General features: G+C 47.6%; 8 protein-coding genes and 2 pseudogenes. 3 read left to right on the top strand and 7 right to left on the bottom strand.

Annotated features, from left to right (window positions below; translation table 11 throughout):
• Nucleotides 1-88 precede the first annotated feature (88 nt).
• The 3 genes and pseudogenes from PSE7367_RS15195 to PSE7367_RS20615 form a co-directional block, all read right to left on the bottom strand.
• Nucleotides 89-1,654, bottom strand: coding sequence for a tetratricopeptide repeat protein (locus PSE7367_RS15195; RefSeq protein ID WP_051037999.1), 1,566 nt, complete (start codon nucleotides 1,652-1,654; stop codon nucleotides 89-91).
• Nucleotides 1,655-1,828, bottom strand: a pseudogene (locus PSE7367_RS23175) (tetratricopeptide repeat protein); the annotation flags it as partial.
• Between the two features lie 302 nt (nucleotides 1,829-2,130).
• Nucleotides 2,131-7,050 (bottom strand): tetratricopeptide repeat protein, encoded by a 4,920-nt coding sequence (locus PSE7367_RS20615; RefSeq protein ID WP_015166234.1) that lies wholly within the window; start codon nucleotides 7,048-7,050, stop codon nucleotides 2,131-2,133.
• Between the two features lie 569 nt (nucleotides 7,051-7,619).
• Between PSE7367_RS20615 and PSE7367_RS15180 the strand changes: the two genes are divergently transcribed.
• Complete coding sequence (locus PSE7367_RS15180; RefSeq protein ID WP_015166233.1) at nucleotides 7,620-8,702, top strand: aromatic ring-hydroxylating dioxygenase subunit alpha; 1,083 nt, start codon at nucleotides 7,620-7,622, stop codon at nucleotides 8,700-8,702.
• Nucleotides 8,703-8,724: 22 nt separating this feature from the next.
• Here PSE7367_RS15180 and PSE7367_RS15175 read toward each other — a convergent pair whose 3' ends face one another.
• Nucleotides 8,725-9,432 (bottom strand): ABC transporter permease, encoded by a 708-nt coding sequence (locus PSE7367_RS15175; RefSeq protein ID WP_015166232.1) that lies wholly within the window; start codon nucleotides 9,430-9,432, stop codon nucleotides 8,725-8,727.
• Nucleotides 9,433-9,489: 57 nt separating this feature from the next.
• Nucleotides 9,490-9,819, bottom strand: coding sequence for a 2Fe-2S iron-sulfur cluster-binding protein (locus tag PSE7367_RS15170; RefSeq protein WP_015166231.1), 330 nt, complete (start codon nucleotides 9,817-9,819; stop codon nucleotides 9,490-9,492).
• 71 nt (nucleotides 9,820-9,890) lie between these two features.
• Here PSE7367_RS15170 and nusB point away from each other — a divergent pair, with 71 nt between their 5' ends.
• A complete protein-coding gene (nusB, locus tag PSE7367_RS15165) occupies nucleotides 9,891-10,532 on the top strand; it encodes a transcription antitermination factor NusB (protein WP_015166230.1) in 642 nt (213 codons plus the stop codon).
• A gap of 23 nt (nucleotides 10,533-10,555) precedes the next feature.
• On the opposite strand, the gene PSE7367_RS15160 is transcribed toward nusB, so the two are convergent.
• Together PSE7367_RS15160 and PSE7367_RS15155 are read right to left on the bottom strand one after the other, a co-directional pair.
• Complete coding sequence (locus PSE7367_RS15160) at nucleotides 10,556-12,154, bottom strand: ABC transporter permease subunit (protein WP_015166229.1); 1,599 nt, start codon at nucleotides 12,152-12,154, stop codon at nucleotides 10,556-10,558.
• Between the two features lie 42 nt (nucleotides 12,155-12,196).
• Complete coding sequence (locus PSE7367_RS15155) at nucleotides 12,197-13,603, bottom strand: S41 family peptidase (protein WP_015166228.1); 1,407 nt, start codon at nucleotides 13,601-13,603, stop codon at nucleotides 12,197-12,199.
• Nucleotides 13,604-14,197: 594 nt separating this feature from the next.
• Between PSE7367_RS15155 and PSE7367_RS15150 the strand changes: the two are divergent.
• Nucleotides 14,198-15,138: pseudogene (locus PSE7367_RS15150) on the top strand (IS5 family transposase).
• Nucleotides 15,139-15,328: the final 190 nt, after the last annotated feature.

Genomic DNA, 15,328 nt, shown 5'->3' with positions numbered 1-15,328 from the left:
TCAGAGTTTTAAAATCATTGGCTGTTTGAATGCCCTACTTGACTTAAGTAGGGTTTTTTCATGCTAATTAATACTTGATTTCAAAATTTCAAATGCCTAGCTCGATCGCCAGGGCGGCTAGTATCTCGTCAAAAACACCCTGCCAATCGCCCAGATGGGTTTGCCTGAACAAGCGCATGGTCGGATACCAGGGACAATCGATGCGATCGCGGAGCCAGCGCCATTCTGCATCAGTCGCTAGCAATACCCAGGTCGGTTTTCCCATTGCTCCTGCCAGGTGGGCAACGGCAGTGTCAACGGCGATCACTAGATCTAGTTGTTCAATCAGGGTAGCGGTATCGGCAAAATCCTGGATATATGGGCTGAGGTTTGTGATTAGGTTTACGGAGCGATCGCCCTCTCTATTTGCTATAAATTCAAGCCCTAGCGGTTCTAATTGCTTAGCATCCTCCCCTACCTGAAGGCTATATAGTTCAACTTCTGGCAGTTGCAATAGCGGCAAGAAAAGCTCTAGTGGGCAGGATTTATGGCGGTAGAAGCGATTGAGCCAAGTGCCGGAACGTTTGCCACTGGCCCAAACAATGCCAATTTTATATTTATTAGTTTTACTAGCATTAAAAACTTGAGCTAGTTGTGGCGATCGCGCCGATGCGGGTACTTCCAGATAGGGAACGCGATCGGGAATATCATTAATCTTAGTTTGAAAAATATGAGGCAGACTCAATGCAGGCAAGTGATAGTTAAATTCTAGCTGGGGTAATTGAGCGGCGGTTATTACCTCGAGCCCGGCGATCGTCTCTAGTAATTTAACCAGCGCAGTATGACATTGCAAAACTATCCTGGTTTGGGGCAATCGCGTCGCTAGTAGGGGTAAATAGCGCCCAAAATGGATCGTATCGCCAAAGAATTGGCCTGGTTCTGCCCAGATTAAAAGAGTTTTGTTGGTTAATTCTGTTGGAACCGATTGCATCGATCGATTATGTTCAGACAACTCAAACCCCTGCCAGAGTGGTTGTGACCAGTTGGGTAGACGATAATTTGCCATTTGCCAACGCCATTCATGCTCAGTAAAACCACGCCCTAGCTCACCATTAGTTAGTAGAGCTTTGGCATATTTAACATGGGTTTCGGCCTGATCGGGGGCGATCGCCAGGGCTGCTTCAAAGGCAGCGATCGATTGATCTAACCGATTCAGCTCCAGTAGGGTCTCGCCCAGGTTCGTTCTTACCAAGTGCAAGTTTGGGTCTAATCCGATCGCCTGGTGATAATGTTCCAGGGCTAGATCTAATTGATCATTTAAATAGAACCCATACCCCAGACTGCCAAGCGCTTCTGCATGGGTTGGTTGGAGTCGGCGGCAATGCTGCAAAGTGGCGATCGCCTCGTCAATTTGGTTCGCATCCAGCAACACATTGCCCAAGCTGTAATACAGATCAGCGAGATCGGGCTGGAGTGGTTTAACCCTTTCATAGCAAGCGATCGCGCGATCATATTGCTCTAACTTACGCCAACAAATACCCAGATTATAATGCGCCTCCCAAAAATCAGGATCAATCTCAATTACTTGCTCAAAGCTACTAATTGCCGATCGCCATTGCTCATTTTCTAGCAGGGTTTTGCCCAGCTTAAATTGGATTTTGGCATTGTCTGGCAATAGCTGGGCGGCGGCTTGGAAGTTGGCGATCGCTGCCTCGGTTTTGTTTTGTTGATGTTGCGCAATCCCCAGATTAAACCTGGCGTAGACATGATCTGGTTGCTGGGCGATCGCTTGGGTGTAGCTACTGGCTGCCTGGGGGAGATTGTCCTGCTGTTTGTAGGCATTGCCGATCAGGAAATAGACCGCGGCCAGGTCGATCCCTTGCTCCGGCTCTGCGCCAATTGCTCCTGATTCAGATCGGTTAGCTGTGTGGGCATTAATAATTGTTTGGCAGACTGCGATCGCTTGGTCTAATTCTCCCTGCCGCCAATGGAATCGCGCTTGTTGTAATAGTTCAGCAGGCGATTGAAGCGATTCGAATCGGGTTTGAGTTGGGTTGAGACTATGGATCTGGGGAGGGGGATCGATTGGCTGCGATCGATTGGAGTGATCGGGGTAATTAAATTGATTGGTTACATTTGTTTGTGATGTAACTACTTTTTTTTTTGCGGCTCCAGTGGATCATTCAGTGAATCAAGGTGTTGATCCTGGCGATCGTGATCTTGCTTCTGTTCCTGTTTAAGTTGCCATTGCGTAATCATTTGTTCAAAAATTGGCTCTAGTTGTCCGGCATAGGCTTTGCTATCCAAAAACAGCGGTGTTGGCTGCATTGCTTGCCGGATTTTCTGGCTAAAATTATGGCGCAAGTTGACATCCGTGGCCAGTTGCACCGCCCGATCGATATATTCAGCTTCATTATTAACGATTAAGCCATCTAGCCCCAATTGCCGCAATAAAGCCGCCCCTTGCTGATTGCGGAGACATTCACCATCCATCGCCACCGTCGGTAAGCCCACTTCCAGCGGATCGATCGTGGAATTTGCACCACCATAGGGAAACGAATCCAGATAAATATCTGCCTGCTGTAGACAGACTTTTACATCAGCGCGGGTGGGAATATTACGCAGGGTCACTAGTCGCTCTGGCTTAACCCCATACCAGGCCAACACCTCCAGCAAATGACTGACAAAGGTTTGAATCGGGTATTTACGTCGCCAATTGCCGCCAAAGGGATATAACACCAGAATTGAATTGGGCACTGCCGCGAGAACTTTAGCCCAGGCATGGCGTAGTTCTGGCAAAATTTTATAGAAGTTGGCTCCCGAAATAAATACGATCGCTTCCGGATTTGCCCCCCAACTTGCTCGTCCTGGCCTGAGCCTACCTGGAGTCGGGGCGATCGGCTGGTAATTAAAGCAATAGCCTACTCCGGTTAGGGTAATTAGTTTTTCCTGATAATGGGGGGATGTTGTGATCGGTAAGGTGGTTGAATGATCGATCGCTGGCTGGCTCAATAATTCTGGTGATTGTTGGTTGTTCTGGTTATTTTGGTTGTGCTGCTTGTGCTGATTGGTATGGGCATCAAGCACTGCGGGCGATCGATCTGAATCCTTTGAATCTCCTGAATCCCCTGAATCTCCTGAATCATCAAAATGCTCTGAAGTGTCAATATCCTCTGAAGTGTTAAAATTCTCCGAATTAGCAACACTATCTAAATCAGTAACAGGCTCACATAATTGCCCTGAGATGTAATAGTCCATATTCGGGCTACCCGTAGTCACGGGCGAGCAAAAGTTAGTGAGTTGCACTCGTGCCAATCGATGCAAGGCCAGGACTGTAATTGGTTCGATCGCTGCGGTGATATTCGTGCCGATCGCCATGATGTCTAGATCATGTTGGCGGATTAATTCCGCTTGTTGTTTGGGATTCGTGGGGAGTGGAATAAAACGATCGCCCAGCCCCTGGCAGTATTTGGCAAAGGGATGATCACTGGGTGTAGTGGCATAGAGGAAAATTTCAAACCGATCGCGGTCAAGATGCTCAAACAGTGGCAGGGTTGAATAGGTCTCGGTGTAGGGGTTGTAGTTTTGTTTGAGTACGCCCAATCTGATTTTTTGGCGATCGCTGGGTCTGGGGGCAAACTGCCAATCCAATTGATAACCATTGGCCTGCAAAGAGGTTCTGGCGATCGCGGCGCGGTCTTGATAGAGCTGGCGTAAATTCTGCTGGTTGAAGTAGGCGGGCACAAAATAAGAATTCAACACAAATTGACGGGATACATTCTGCCAGAATTGCCGTTCTGGATTATCAACATCTTCAATATGGTCAAGATTATGTCGAGGCTGGAGATATTTGCTGATTTGCTGCTTGAGAAAACTAACCAGATGGCTGACAAATTGGCAATAGCGATCGCCTTCGCCCACCTCCATAAACATCACTGGTGCTTCCAAACAAAATTGCAGCAACCCACCAAATAACCAGTGCGGTGCAGCCATCAACAGGGCAAATAAGTGATCGACCGCGATCGCCAATTGATGGGGATATTTAAACAAGGTCAGGGCAATCAAACCACGCAAACTATCAGTAACTTGGCTTGGTGGCGAGGTTGCTGCAGTTGGAGCGTGATTATTTTTGGGATTATTAATATTTGGATCAATACCTGGATCAATTCCCGTATTAATGCGCTGATAAAGATCTTGCAGGATTTGCTCATCCTCTACTGTCAATGCTCGCAGTCGCAACTCACTGTGCAGTAGTTGGGCATGGGCTTTACCAAGATCGCCACGATAGGCATTAGCTAGCTGGTTGGTTGGTAAGATTAACCATTGTTCCGCAATCCGGCGGCGCAAGGATCTCAGTTGACCAATTAAATTAGGATTAACCGGATTCTGTTCTAGCTGGCTGAGGATTTTTGCGGTTTCCTGGGCAAGTTGCTTAAATGATTCACTGGTGGATTTTGCAACTTTTACAGCTTTGACAGTGACTGGATTAGTGAGATTTTCTGATTTACTTGATCTTTCGATCGGATTTTTTTGCACCATCTGCGCCAGCTGATTATAGAGATCATGGGCGAATTTGGCGGGGTTCCATAGTGGTGATAAAGATTCCGGCTGTTTAGACTTGGCTAACTGCGCCTTGAGCGAATTTCTCAAGTCCCGATCGCCCCCTAATCGCACCGCCTCGGCAATATATTCATGCCAATTTTGGGCAATGCCTGCTTTCTTATCGCTCAAGCCGATCGTAGCCACAAATGAATAACCCATCCTGGCAAACGATTGATCACCCACCAGCGTCACTACGGGCAAGTTAAACCAGAGTGATTCCAGGTTATGGGTGCCACCATTATAGGGATAGGAATCCAGGCCAACATCGGCGATCTGATAAATGATTCGGTGTTCTTCTTCGGTGTTAGTGCGAGGTAGAAAAATGATCCGATCGCTGCTAACTGCCAAGGGATCGCAATATTCCGCATAGAGCGCCTTGGCGGTATCGAGATCTTGAGCACCTTTGCGCAAAATTATGCTGTTAGGAACCTGGGCTAGGATCTGAGCCTGGGCAGCAATGCTAGCGGGGTTGGACTTTTGGGCTGGCGCAGCATAGAGATAAACTACTTGCTGATCGGTGATGCCCAGCTTTTGACGCTCAGCCGCCCGATCGATCGTTAAACTTTTAAACCCGGCGATCGCCATGTGGGAATGGGGCACCCGAAATAGTTTTTCTAAATAATACTGATCCCGATCGGCTGGTTGGGTATAGCGATCGCAAATGAAATAATGCTTGGCGCTAATAAACGGTGCTTCAAACCCTGGCCAGGACATACAAACCTTGGCAGGGCTGGCATAGAGAATATAGGCGGGCAACGGCGACATGGTTGAATCCAGTTCGATCAACACATCCAGATTGTCTTGCCACATTTGTTTAAGCATAGGCGCTAAGCGATCTTCGGCTTTTTCGCCCGTGAACTTATAAAACCCCTTGGCTACCTGGCGGAATTTCTGGGTCTGATCGTCGTCTGTAAATATATCAGCGGCATAAAAATATAGTTCTGGGGTAAAATCCCGCAGTTTAGTAATGAAATCAGCGCTACACCAACCCACCGAATGGCGCTTGAAGTTATCCGACAAGAAGCCAATCCGTAGAGGTTCTTGGTTGGGTTTATTACGGCTCTGCTCACTTTGATTGCTGTGAGTTTGTTCTAACTCGTAACGGGGAGGTTGAATCCCATTTGCGGCCAATTGCCCTATGGCAGCTTCCACCTGCGGTTTAACTACTTTTTCCCGGTAGGCTGTCGCTATGGTGGTAAAAAACTTAGCATTCACGATCGCGTCATCGCGCAGGAACGGCACAAAGAACAGCAAACCACGATAGAGGGTTTTGAGTTGTTCTGGATTTAATTGGCTCAAGTTAGCATAGACATGCGCTTCTACTTCCAGGAAATATTTAAGCGCGACATCATAATAATCCGACTTAATATTCGTGCTGATTAAATTTGCCAAGGTGGCGATCGGATCAATGTGGGCACAGCCGCGATGGTAGTCTTCCGCTGCGGTTCTGGCTGCCACAATGTCAGTTTTAAATAAAAGATTGGCTAAATCCTGATGGGCATGGATCGCATCGGGTTTGATTTCGACTACCTGGCGATAACAGGCAATCGCATCTTCAATCTGGTGCTTGGCCAGGAATGCATTACCAAGGTTATAGAGGGCAGAGGTGTTGCGCGGATTAACCTCAAGCGCTTGCTCATACATAGCGATCGCTGCCTCAAGGTCACCCTGGCGGCGCAAAATTGCCCCCAGATTGCTATAGGTTAGCTCGTAATTGGGGTCAAGGGCGATCGCGCGTTGATATTGCCGGATCGCTGCATCTAGCTGGTTAGTTTGGTGATAAACATAACCAAGTTGGAACTGGGTCTCTGCATGATCAGGATCAATTGCGATCGCCTGTTCATAGTGGGGTTGGGCGGCCTGGAAATTGCCAGCTTTTTTATATTCCTTGGCCAGGGAAATTCTTATTTTGAGGTCATTGGGTAAAAGCTGGACTGCTTGCTCTAGATTAGCGATCGCCAGGTTCGTTTGCTTGCGGCTGCCATAGGCTAAGCCCAAATTATAGTAAGCATCGCCCCGTTGGGGATTTGCATCGATCGCCTTTTGATAGTGAAATATGGCTTGTTCAAGTTGGCCGGAGGCTTGATCGGCATAGCCAAGCATAAAATGCGCCGAGTCGAGATCTGGGTCTAGTTCGATCGCCCGTTGATAGGACTCGATCGCAGCCGCCAACTGCTTTGCATCCATCAACACATTCCCCAGGCTGTAGTGGGCTTTGGCACTGTCTGGCTCGATCGCCAGGGCTTTTTGATAGGCGGCCTGGGCTGCATCTAGATCGCCTTTTTGACGTAGGGCGATGCCGAGATTGAAGTGAGCCTGAAAATAATTTTGATTGAGCAGAATGGCTTCTTGATATTTAGCGATTGCCGCATCAACTTGATCCTGACCAAAAAGTTGATTGCCCGTTACCAAACAGGCGGTGGCTAACTCTAGATTTGCATGATTTGGTTGCTCTGGGCTTGGGCTCATGACGGATTAGGTGTTCGAGAATTACGAGAATTAATTGGCAATTGGCGATCGGTTTTAACTAGTTTTCAAAACAGGGAAGATTACTGAAGCTATTAGTGAATAGATCAGATTGTGGCAAAACCTAACTTTGGGAGCAGATCAACGATCGCCAGTTTCCATACCTGCGGTAGGGAGAGCAAACTAATAGTTTGACTGATAATAATCATCATAAAAACAATCTTTAATTATTGCCGTGGCCATCAATTTAAATGTTGCCAAATCAAGTTTAAGCCAAGTTTAGTTAAAAATGCAGGTTTAGTCATTTTGGCTTAAAGGTTTCCCAGAGCGACTTAAAGCGATATCTAATCACAAAATTGCGATCGCTGAAGTGCAAATATTACTGGTTTAATCAGCCTCACACAAGACCTTGCTTTGAAAAGTATTAGCTAATGACTATGCATTCTTAATAACCAAATAGCGATCGATGGCAGTCGATCTTGCCTAAGCCTTGATCTTAACGGCTGCCGCCAACCATCGCCAGCGCCTTAAATCGATTTCCAGTTCATTCCACTCCTCCATCAAGATTATCCATGTTTAAAAATTTCTGGTACGCAGTTGAATTTAGCGATCGGATCAGCGAAACTCCTTGCCTGGTGAAGGCCTTTAATCAGGAATTTGCAGTTTATCGTACTGCTGCTGGAAAAGTATTGGCGATGGATAATCGCTGTGTACATCGGGGTGCAGCCTTAGCCAATGGCACTGTAAATGATAATTGCCTCACCTGTCCCTACCACGGTTGGAAATTTGATTCTAGTGGCAAATGTGTGGATATCCCTGCTAACCCGGCAGGTATGTCGATTCCCAATCGGGCAAAAGTATCTACCTATGATGTGGTGGAAAAATACGGCTGGATCTGGTTGTTCTGGGGCGACCTGCCGATCGACGAAAGGCCACCGATCCCCGAATTGCCGCATTTTTATAATCCAGATTTAAAGGCAATCAGTGGTGATTTTAATTGGTCGGCTAACTATGAGCGAATCGTTGAAAATGGTCTGGATATTGCCCATGCGCCGTTTGTCCATGCGGGGGCGTTTGGCAATCCCGATGCGCCGGAAGTGGCAGAATATGAGCTAGAAATTCAACCCGATGGTGCGGGCACAACCGTGATGCTGGAGCCAACTCCACCTGGTGGGATCTGGCGATTCTTGCTGGGCAACAATAAAAAAGCCGATCGGGTCAAAACTCGCACTGCCTTCATTCTGCCGAATATTACGGTGCTGGAAGTACATCTTTCCTTTGGCATGTTGGCGATCTACACCTCCCATGTGCCGATCGATGCTCAGACCACGGTGAGCAAATGGGTCTCTTTCCGCAGCTTTTTTAAGGGCGGTTGGGCCGATCGGGATTCCCGCAAGCGGGTAATTAATATTTTTGAGCAGGATCGCCCGGTGGTTGAGTCGCAGCGCCCCCAACAAATCCCCTTTGATCTTGGCGCTGAGCTACATGTGCAATCGGATGCCTTGCCATTGCAATATCGCAAAATGCGTCTGGAATTGCGCGATCGCGGTTGGTTTATGGGCAAAACCCAGGCGGAAGGCAAAGCAGAAACCGATCGCCATGATTATGCTCTTACTGAATCTCCAGATGGGAACTCTAACCTGATCTACAACTAGCAATTGAATCACGGCGACTTTGTTAGTTTGCTGGCGATCGATCGAGCTTATTTTGCAACCAACCCAAACCAAAATCCAGCGACAAAGCCATCAGCGCCGCCGGGACTGCCCCCAACAAAATCTGGATATTGTTCACGGTGGATAGTCCCCGAAAAATAAACTCACCCAAACCACCAGCGCCAATTGCCGCCGCGATCGCCGCTGTGCCTACGCAGATCACCACCGCCACCCGCACTCCCGCCACAATCACGCTTAATGCCAACGGCAATTCTACCCAGGCGATTAGTTGCCAATCGCTCATGCCCATGGCTCTACCCGCCTCGCGGATCGCTGGGTCAACCGTGGTGATGCCCACATAGGTATTGCGTACAATCGGCAGCAAGGCATAGAGAAACAGGGTCACGATCGCCGTACGCGCACCAATCCCGCCAATCAATGGAATCGGCAACAGAAACCCAAACAAAGCCAAACTGGGGATTGTTTGCATGGTGTTTACAAAAAACAGCACTGGTTGACGCAAGCTGGCTTTCCTGGTAATGATCACGCCCAGGGGAATGCCAATGGCGATCGCCAAACCACAGGCCACCCCGACTAGTACAAAATGCTCACCCAATCGCTGAATCAGCTCTGCACCATAGCGAGCAAAAAAATTGCTTATAGATTCAGGTAGTCCTGCACCTGTAATGATTTTGTTTTTTGGCCATAGAACCGAGACTGACTCAAGCGTCATTTGCTGAAAATCCTTACTTCTATAGCCACTTAAATTTGCTGCCAACTTTGCCAATATTTAGGCACTGCTGCCACCAAACCGGATTGTATATACCTCATCTTCCTTCTCGGTCACAATTTCTAGATCGGATAGTGGCTGCGATACGCACAACAAAACGTAACCCTTCGCATCGAGTTCTTCACCCATGCCACCAGTACCCATGCCCTGACTTTGATCAACCTGACCTGAGACTAATTGCGCCGCGCAGGTGGTACAAACGCCAGTATAGCAAGAGCAAGGTAGCTCTAAACCCTGCTCATAGGCAGCATCCAGCACGGTTTGATCTTCAGGTACAGAGATGGTGTAGGTTTGCCCTTGGTGATGAAGTTTGGCGGTATATGTAGTCATAGATAATTGTGGTTAGGATTAAAAGGTTGCATAATAAACATCCGTCTAATTTTCCATTACCTTGAAGAGCTATGCAAGCCCGCCACGTTTCCAGAGAGTTGGCCCTATTGAGTATGGGGCAATTACCCACTCAGCCCGAAAAACTCCAAAACAAGACCGTTGATGATATGTTGATCGCCACGGTGCGATCGCTGGTGGATGAAGTTAGAGAAATGCTGTTGACGGCTGGCGCAGAGGTGCAGCGGGGCAATGACAAGCTGGTTGAGAGTGAAGACCAATTAGTTAATAGCAAAATTCGTACCGCTGACATAAATACCTCACAGGTGATGCTGAAGGCCGCGATCGACCTGACCGGAACGGCGATCAATCGAGTCGGACAAGCGCTGGAATTTCCTTTGATGGTGCAGTTCGCCCGCCAACCAGAGGTCAAAGAATATGCGATCGAAATTTTGACAACGGTCAATGCCAACCGCGCTAAGATTGACGAAACGATCGCTGCTGCCCTGGAAGGATGGCAACTAAACCGTTTACCCAAGATTGACCAGAAAATTTTGCGGATTGCGGTGGCAGAACTAATGTATTTGGAAACACCAACCCAAATTGCGATCAATGAGGCGATCGAATTGGCCAAGCGCTATAGCGGTGAAGATGGTTATCGGTTTATCAATGGTGTGTTGCGCACGATTAGTAATCGACTCAAGGCAGCTAAGTAAAGGATTAGATTTTAGATTAATAATTAATTAAGTTCTAGATTTGTTGGGTTGGGTTTGCGTCTGCTGAATTTACGAGTGGGATTGATGAGTATTTCTAGCCAACTAAACCCCTGAGAGGCGATCACCGTCAGGATTAAGTAGATCACACCCACGGCGGCATAAATCTCAAACGATCGATAATTTTGCGCCACAATTAATTGCCCTTCCCTGAATAGCTCTTCCAAGCCAATTACCGCAACCAAACTAGTATCCTTGAGCAAGGTAATAAATTCATTGCCCAGGGGTGGCAACATCCGCTGGATCGCCTGCGGGAAAATAATCAACTGCATCGTGCGCGGCGAACTCAAGCCCAACGATCGCGCTGCTTCCGATTGTCCCTTGTCGATCGATTGAATCCCTGCTCGCACAATTTCAGCAATATAGGCGGCACTATTGAGGCTGAGGGCAATGATCCCGGCGGCCAAACGCGACAGATTAAATTCAAGACCGATCTCTTGCGCCAGAGCAGGCAAGCCAAAATAAATCATGAAAAGCTGCACCAACAATGGCGTACCACGAAACAGATCGATATAAATCCTGGCAACGCCGCGAGTCAAACCCAGCCTGGACAATCGCGCGATCCCCAACAGCGAACCCAGCACCATCCCCCCCAACAGCGCGACAACCGTTAGTTTTAAAGTAATCCAGGTGCCTTTGATCAATTGCGGCAGGGCAGTAACTATTACGGTTAGCGATCGCCCAAAGGGCAAGCTATGCTCAGATTCAGTGGCAGCGATCGGCACTACTTCTGGCAACTCCGCTGGCTGGCCATCAAACCAGTCACGATAAATCTGGTCATAGGTGCCATTGGCAAAAATTGTTGCTAAGCCCTGATTAATTAATTCCAGATAATCGGAGTTTTTGGCGATCGCCAGGCCATAGAACTCCTCCGTCAAGAGCTGATCGACCACCTTAATTCCCTGCAAACCGTTGTTTTTGATTGCATATAGGGTAACTGGCGCATCATTGATCACCGCATCCACATTGCGATTGGCCAATTCTTGCAAAGCCAGGGGCGCAGAATCAAACGTTCTGACCTCGGCATTGGTAATTGCTGCTGCGGTATATGCACCGGTAGTACCAATTTGCACTGCGATCTTTTTACCTTCAAGATCACTCAGGCTGGCAATATCGGTATTCTCTGACCTGGTGGCGATCGCTAGGCCAGCCTTGAAATAGGGACGCGAGAAAGAAACCGATTGCAGTCGATCGGCAGTGATGGTGATCGCGCTAACGGCCGCATCAATGGTTTTGGCTTGCAGTGCCGGAATAAGACCATCAAAGGGCAAGCTCTGGAACTCCACCTGAAAGTTGGCAGCGGTGGCAACGGCATTAACCAGGTCGATGTCAAACCCCACCAGATCGCCATTGGCAGCCTTAAACTCAAAGGGTGGGAAGGCTGGCTCGGTGGCAAAAATCAGGGTTTGGGTAGGCGCGGTTGGCGGTTGAAATTGGGCGATCGCCTCCGATGCTTCTGAGGCTGATGTTTCCGCCGCGATCGCTATGTTTGGCAAACCACAACAGATTGTCAGCCACCCTCCTAGAATTAGAGGTAGCCAGGAAATTTTGAATTTTTGCCTCATTAATTATTCTTGATTGGGGATTACTGCTTAAACTGCTACAGGTTACGCTGCATCAGCTAGTTGTTGTTGTTCCTGCTGCTTAAGGACTTCCAATGCTGCCACATACTGAGGATCATCCTTGGTGCCCAATTGGTCGCGGGTGATTGGTACATTCAACGGAAACTCCACATCCGGATCGATGCCCACCTTGTTGATATCAGTGTGGTTCGGGGTTTCATACTTGGCGATCGTGAGTGCGATCCCAGAGCCATCCCCCAAATTTACCAGCGATTGAATCAGTGCCTTGCCAAAGGTGTGGGTGCCAACCAGGGTAGCGCGACCATTGTCATGCAACGCCCCGGCTAGGATTTCACTGGCGCTAGCTGTACCACCATTGATCAGTACCACCATTGGATCTTCAGTGAGTGCTTTACCCTTAGCGGTAAATGATTCTTGAATGCCATTGCGATCGGCGGTGTAAACAATTGCCCCTTTCGATAGCCATTGCCGCGCAATTTCCACCCCCGCAGTGAGCAAGCCACCAGGATTACCGCGCAAATCCAGTACATAGCGATCGGCTCCTTTTTTCTCCAAATTAGCGATCGCTGACTTCATTTCCGCTGCCGCATTACCATTAAACTGATTCAAACGTACATAACCGACCTTGTGGCCTTGTTCACGGTTGAGCTTGGCAATCACGGGATTGACTTCAATTCGCTCCCGCACGATCGTCACATCAAAGTTTTTTTCCTGCTCTGCTTGATTTGATTGCTTATTTGTAGCAGAGGAATTCTTAGCCTGATTTAATTTTTGTTTATTAGTTGACTTTGACTTCAGCTCAAAGGCCGATTCTGGGATTTCGGGGGCATCAACGGCCAATGTAGCCTCGGTACTGGGGAGCACCGATCGCGCCACCGACAGCTTCACCTCGGTGCCAATTTCACCACGCAACAGGTTGGCACATTCATCCAGCGACAAACCATCGAGGGGTAAATCATTCACCTTCATAATCCGATCGTGGGAAAGCAAGCCCGCGCGATCGGCTGGTGAACCTTCGATCGGTGCAACCACTACCAAATCCCTGGTTTCTGGATCGACCGCAATTTGTAAACCCACACCAGTCAGAGCGCCAGAGGTACTGGTCATAATGCTTTTATATTGCTTGGGTCGCAGCAATCGGGTAAACGGATCGCCCAGACTTTCTAGCATTTCCTGGATCGCATCGTAGGTCTCATCCCGACTATTAAACTTGCGCCCAGCATATTGCTTGCGCACCTTATACCAATCCTGATGGTTAAATGTATCGTCCACATAGGAGCGATTGACTATCTTCCACACGCTGGTGATGAAGCGTTGCTCTTCTAACCAGTCTGTGATCGAAGCACTGGCACTATCCACGTGCAAAAATTGGGTTGCTATGGTTAGCAAAAGAACTACAATCAATGACCAGATTCTATGGGGTTTAACCATCTTTTAATACTTAAAATATTTAATTACTTATCTTGCTGGATTTATATTTCTTTAAAGGCTGATTTGAGGCACTTATTCAAAACAGCATCTATTTAAAACATGATCGACCTGGTCATGCAAACTAGGGCGATCGCTAAATTCAAACTATTTTAAAACTAAATCATTTAATTCAATCTAGCCTAACCAAACCAGCATGAATTGGGCAACTAACTTTGTAGGTAAGTTAATAGGTAAGTTAATTAGTATATGGTTTGAGATTACCCACCGTTATTTATAACCTGGCATATCCTGGCATGACCAATCGGTGGAAAATTTGCAAAGTAAAAAGCAAAAAGTTAAGTAGAAAGCGCCTTGGTTCTCTTTCGCAAAATTGCGATCGAGGAGGGCTAAAATCAGGCTTGCCTTGCTGCAAGATCAAACTCCTGCAAGAGTTCCAATCCTGAAACAGACTTTTAACGATCAATCTATGCGACCTATGCGACCAAGTAAGTCCCAAGCAATCAAGCAATTAGGAAATCAAGAAAAATATTAATGCTAGTTGGCGTTGTTGCATAAAAGAAACGGAGCGGTAGGTTATGGTACGTTTTAACTACCATGAAAAAACCCCCACAATACCGCGTCCGCAACTGGCAAGAGTATAACAAAAGCCTCAAACAGAGAGGAAGTCTAATTTTCTGGATTAGCAAGGAGGCAATAGAGATGTGGCTAGAGCCAGAGCGATCCGGCAACAGAGGCCATCAAACAGATACAGTGACCAAGCGATTGCGACGATTGCGATGCTCAAGAGCATATATGGATTGGCAGGCAGACAAGTCACCGGTTTGGTCGAATCATTATTTACCCTGATGAACATAGACTTACCGGTGCCAGACCACAGCACAGTTTCAAGACGGATGGGCAAATTAGCGATCGAGTTACCCCATCAAAAGACTCAGGCAGCGAGACATGTGGTGGTTGATAGCACCGGCGTGAAAGTTTACGGAGAGGGAGAGTGGAAAACGCGTCAGCATGGCATAGGTAAGCGTCGCACCTGGCGTAAAATTCATCTGGGCGTAGATGAGTCAAGCGGTGAGATTCTTGCGGCAGTGGTTACCAGCAACCAATATCATGATGGCCAAATTCTACCTGAACTGCTTAATCAGATTGAGGATGAAATTAAGCAAGTATCTGGGGATGGTGCGTATGACCATCGTGACTGTTATGATGAAATTGCTGCTAGACAAGCCCAGTCAGTAATTCCACCACGCAAAAATGCCAAAATTTGGCAACATGGCAATTGTAAAGCACCACCGCATCCGCGTGACCAAAATTTACGGCGCATCCGTAAGGTTGGTCGTGCCAAGTGGAAACGAGAGACTGGCTATCATCGGCGCTCACTGGCAGAGACTACTATGTTTAGATTGAAGACTATTTTTGGCGGTAAGTTACGCTCACGAAATTTTGATAATCAAGCGGTGGAGCTGTTTTTACAGTGCGTGGCTCTTAATCGTATAATGATGCTATGCAAGCCTGATTCTTACCTGGTTGAAGACTAAATTGGAGAATCTTGGCAGGAGTATTGTCCCTTTCTTCGATTCATGCAACAAAGCCACTAATAATTACTAACGGCTGCCCTAGTTGGATTGAGAAATGCAAATGTTATGGAAAGCAGAAAAACCTAACGGCTGCTTAACAAAACTTCCCTCAAAATCACAATTAATGGTTATCTGGATCACTCCTATAACG

Source organism: Pseudanabaena sp. PCC 7367 (assembly GCF_000317065.1).
Taxonomy (GTDB): domain Bacteria; phylum Cyanobacteriota; class Cyanobacteriia; order Pseudanabaenales; family Pseudanabaenaceae; genus Thalassoporum; species Thalassoporum mexicanum.
This window is presented reverse-complemented; position numbering and strand designations above follow the sequence as displayed.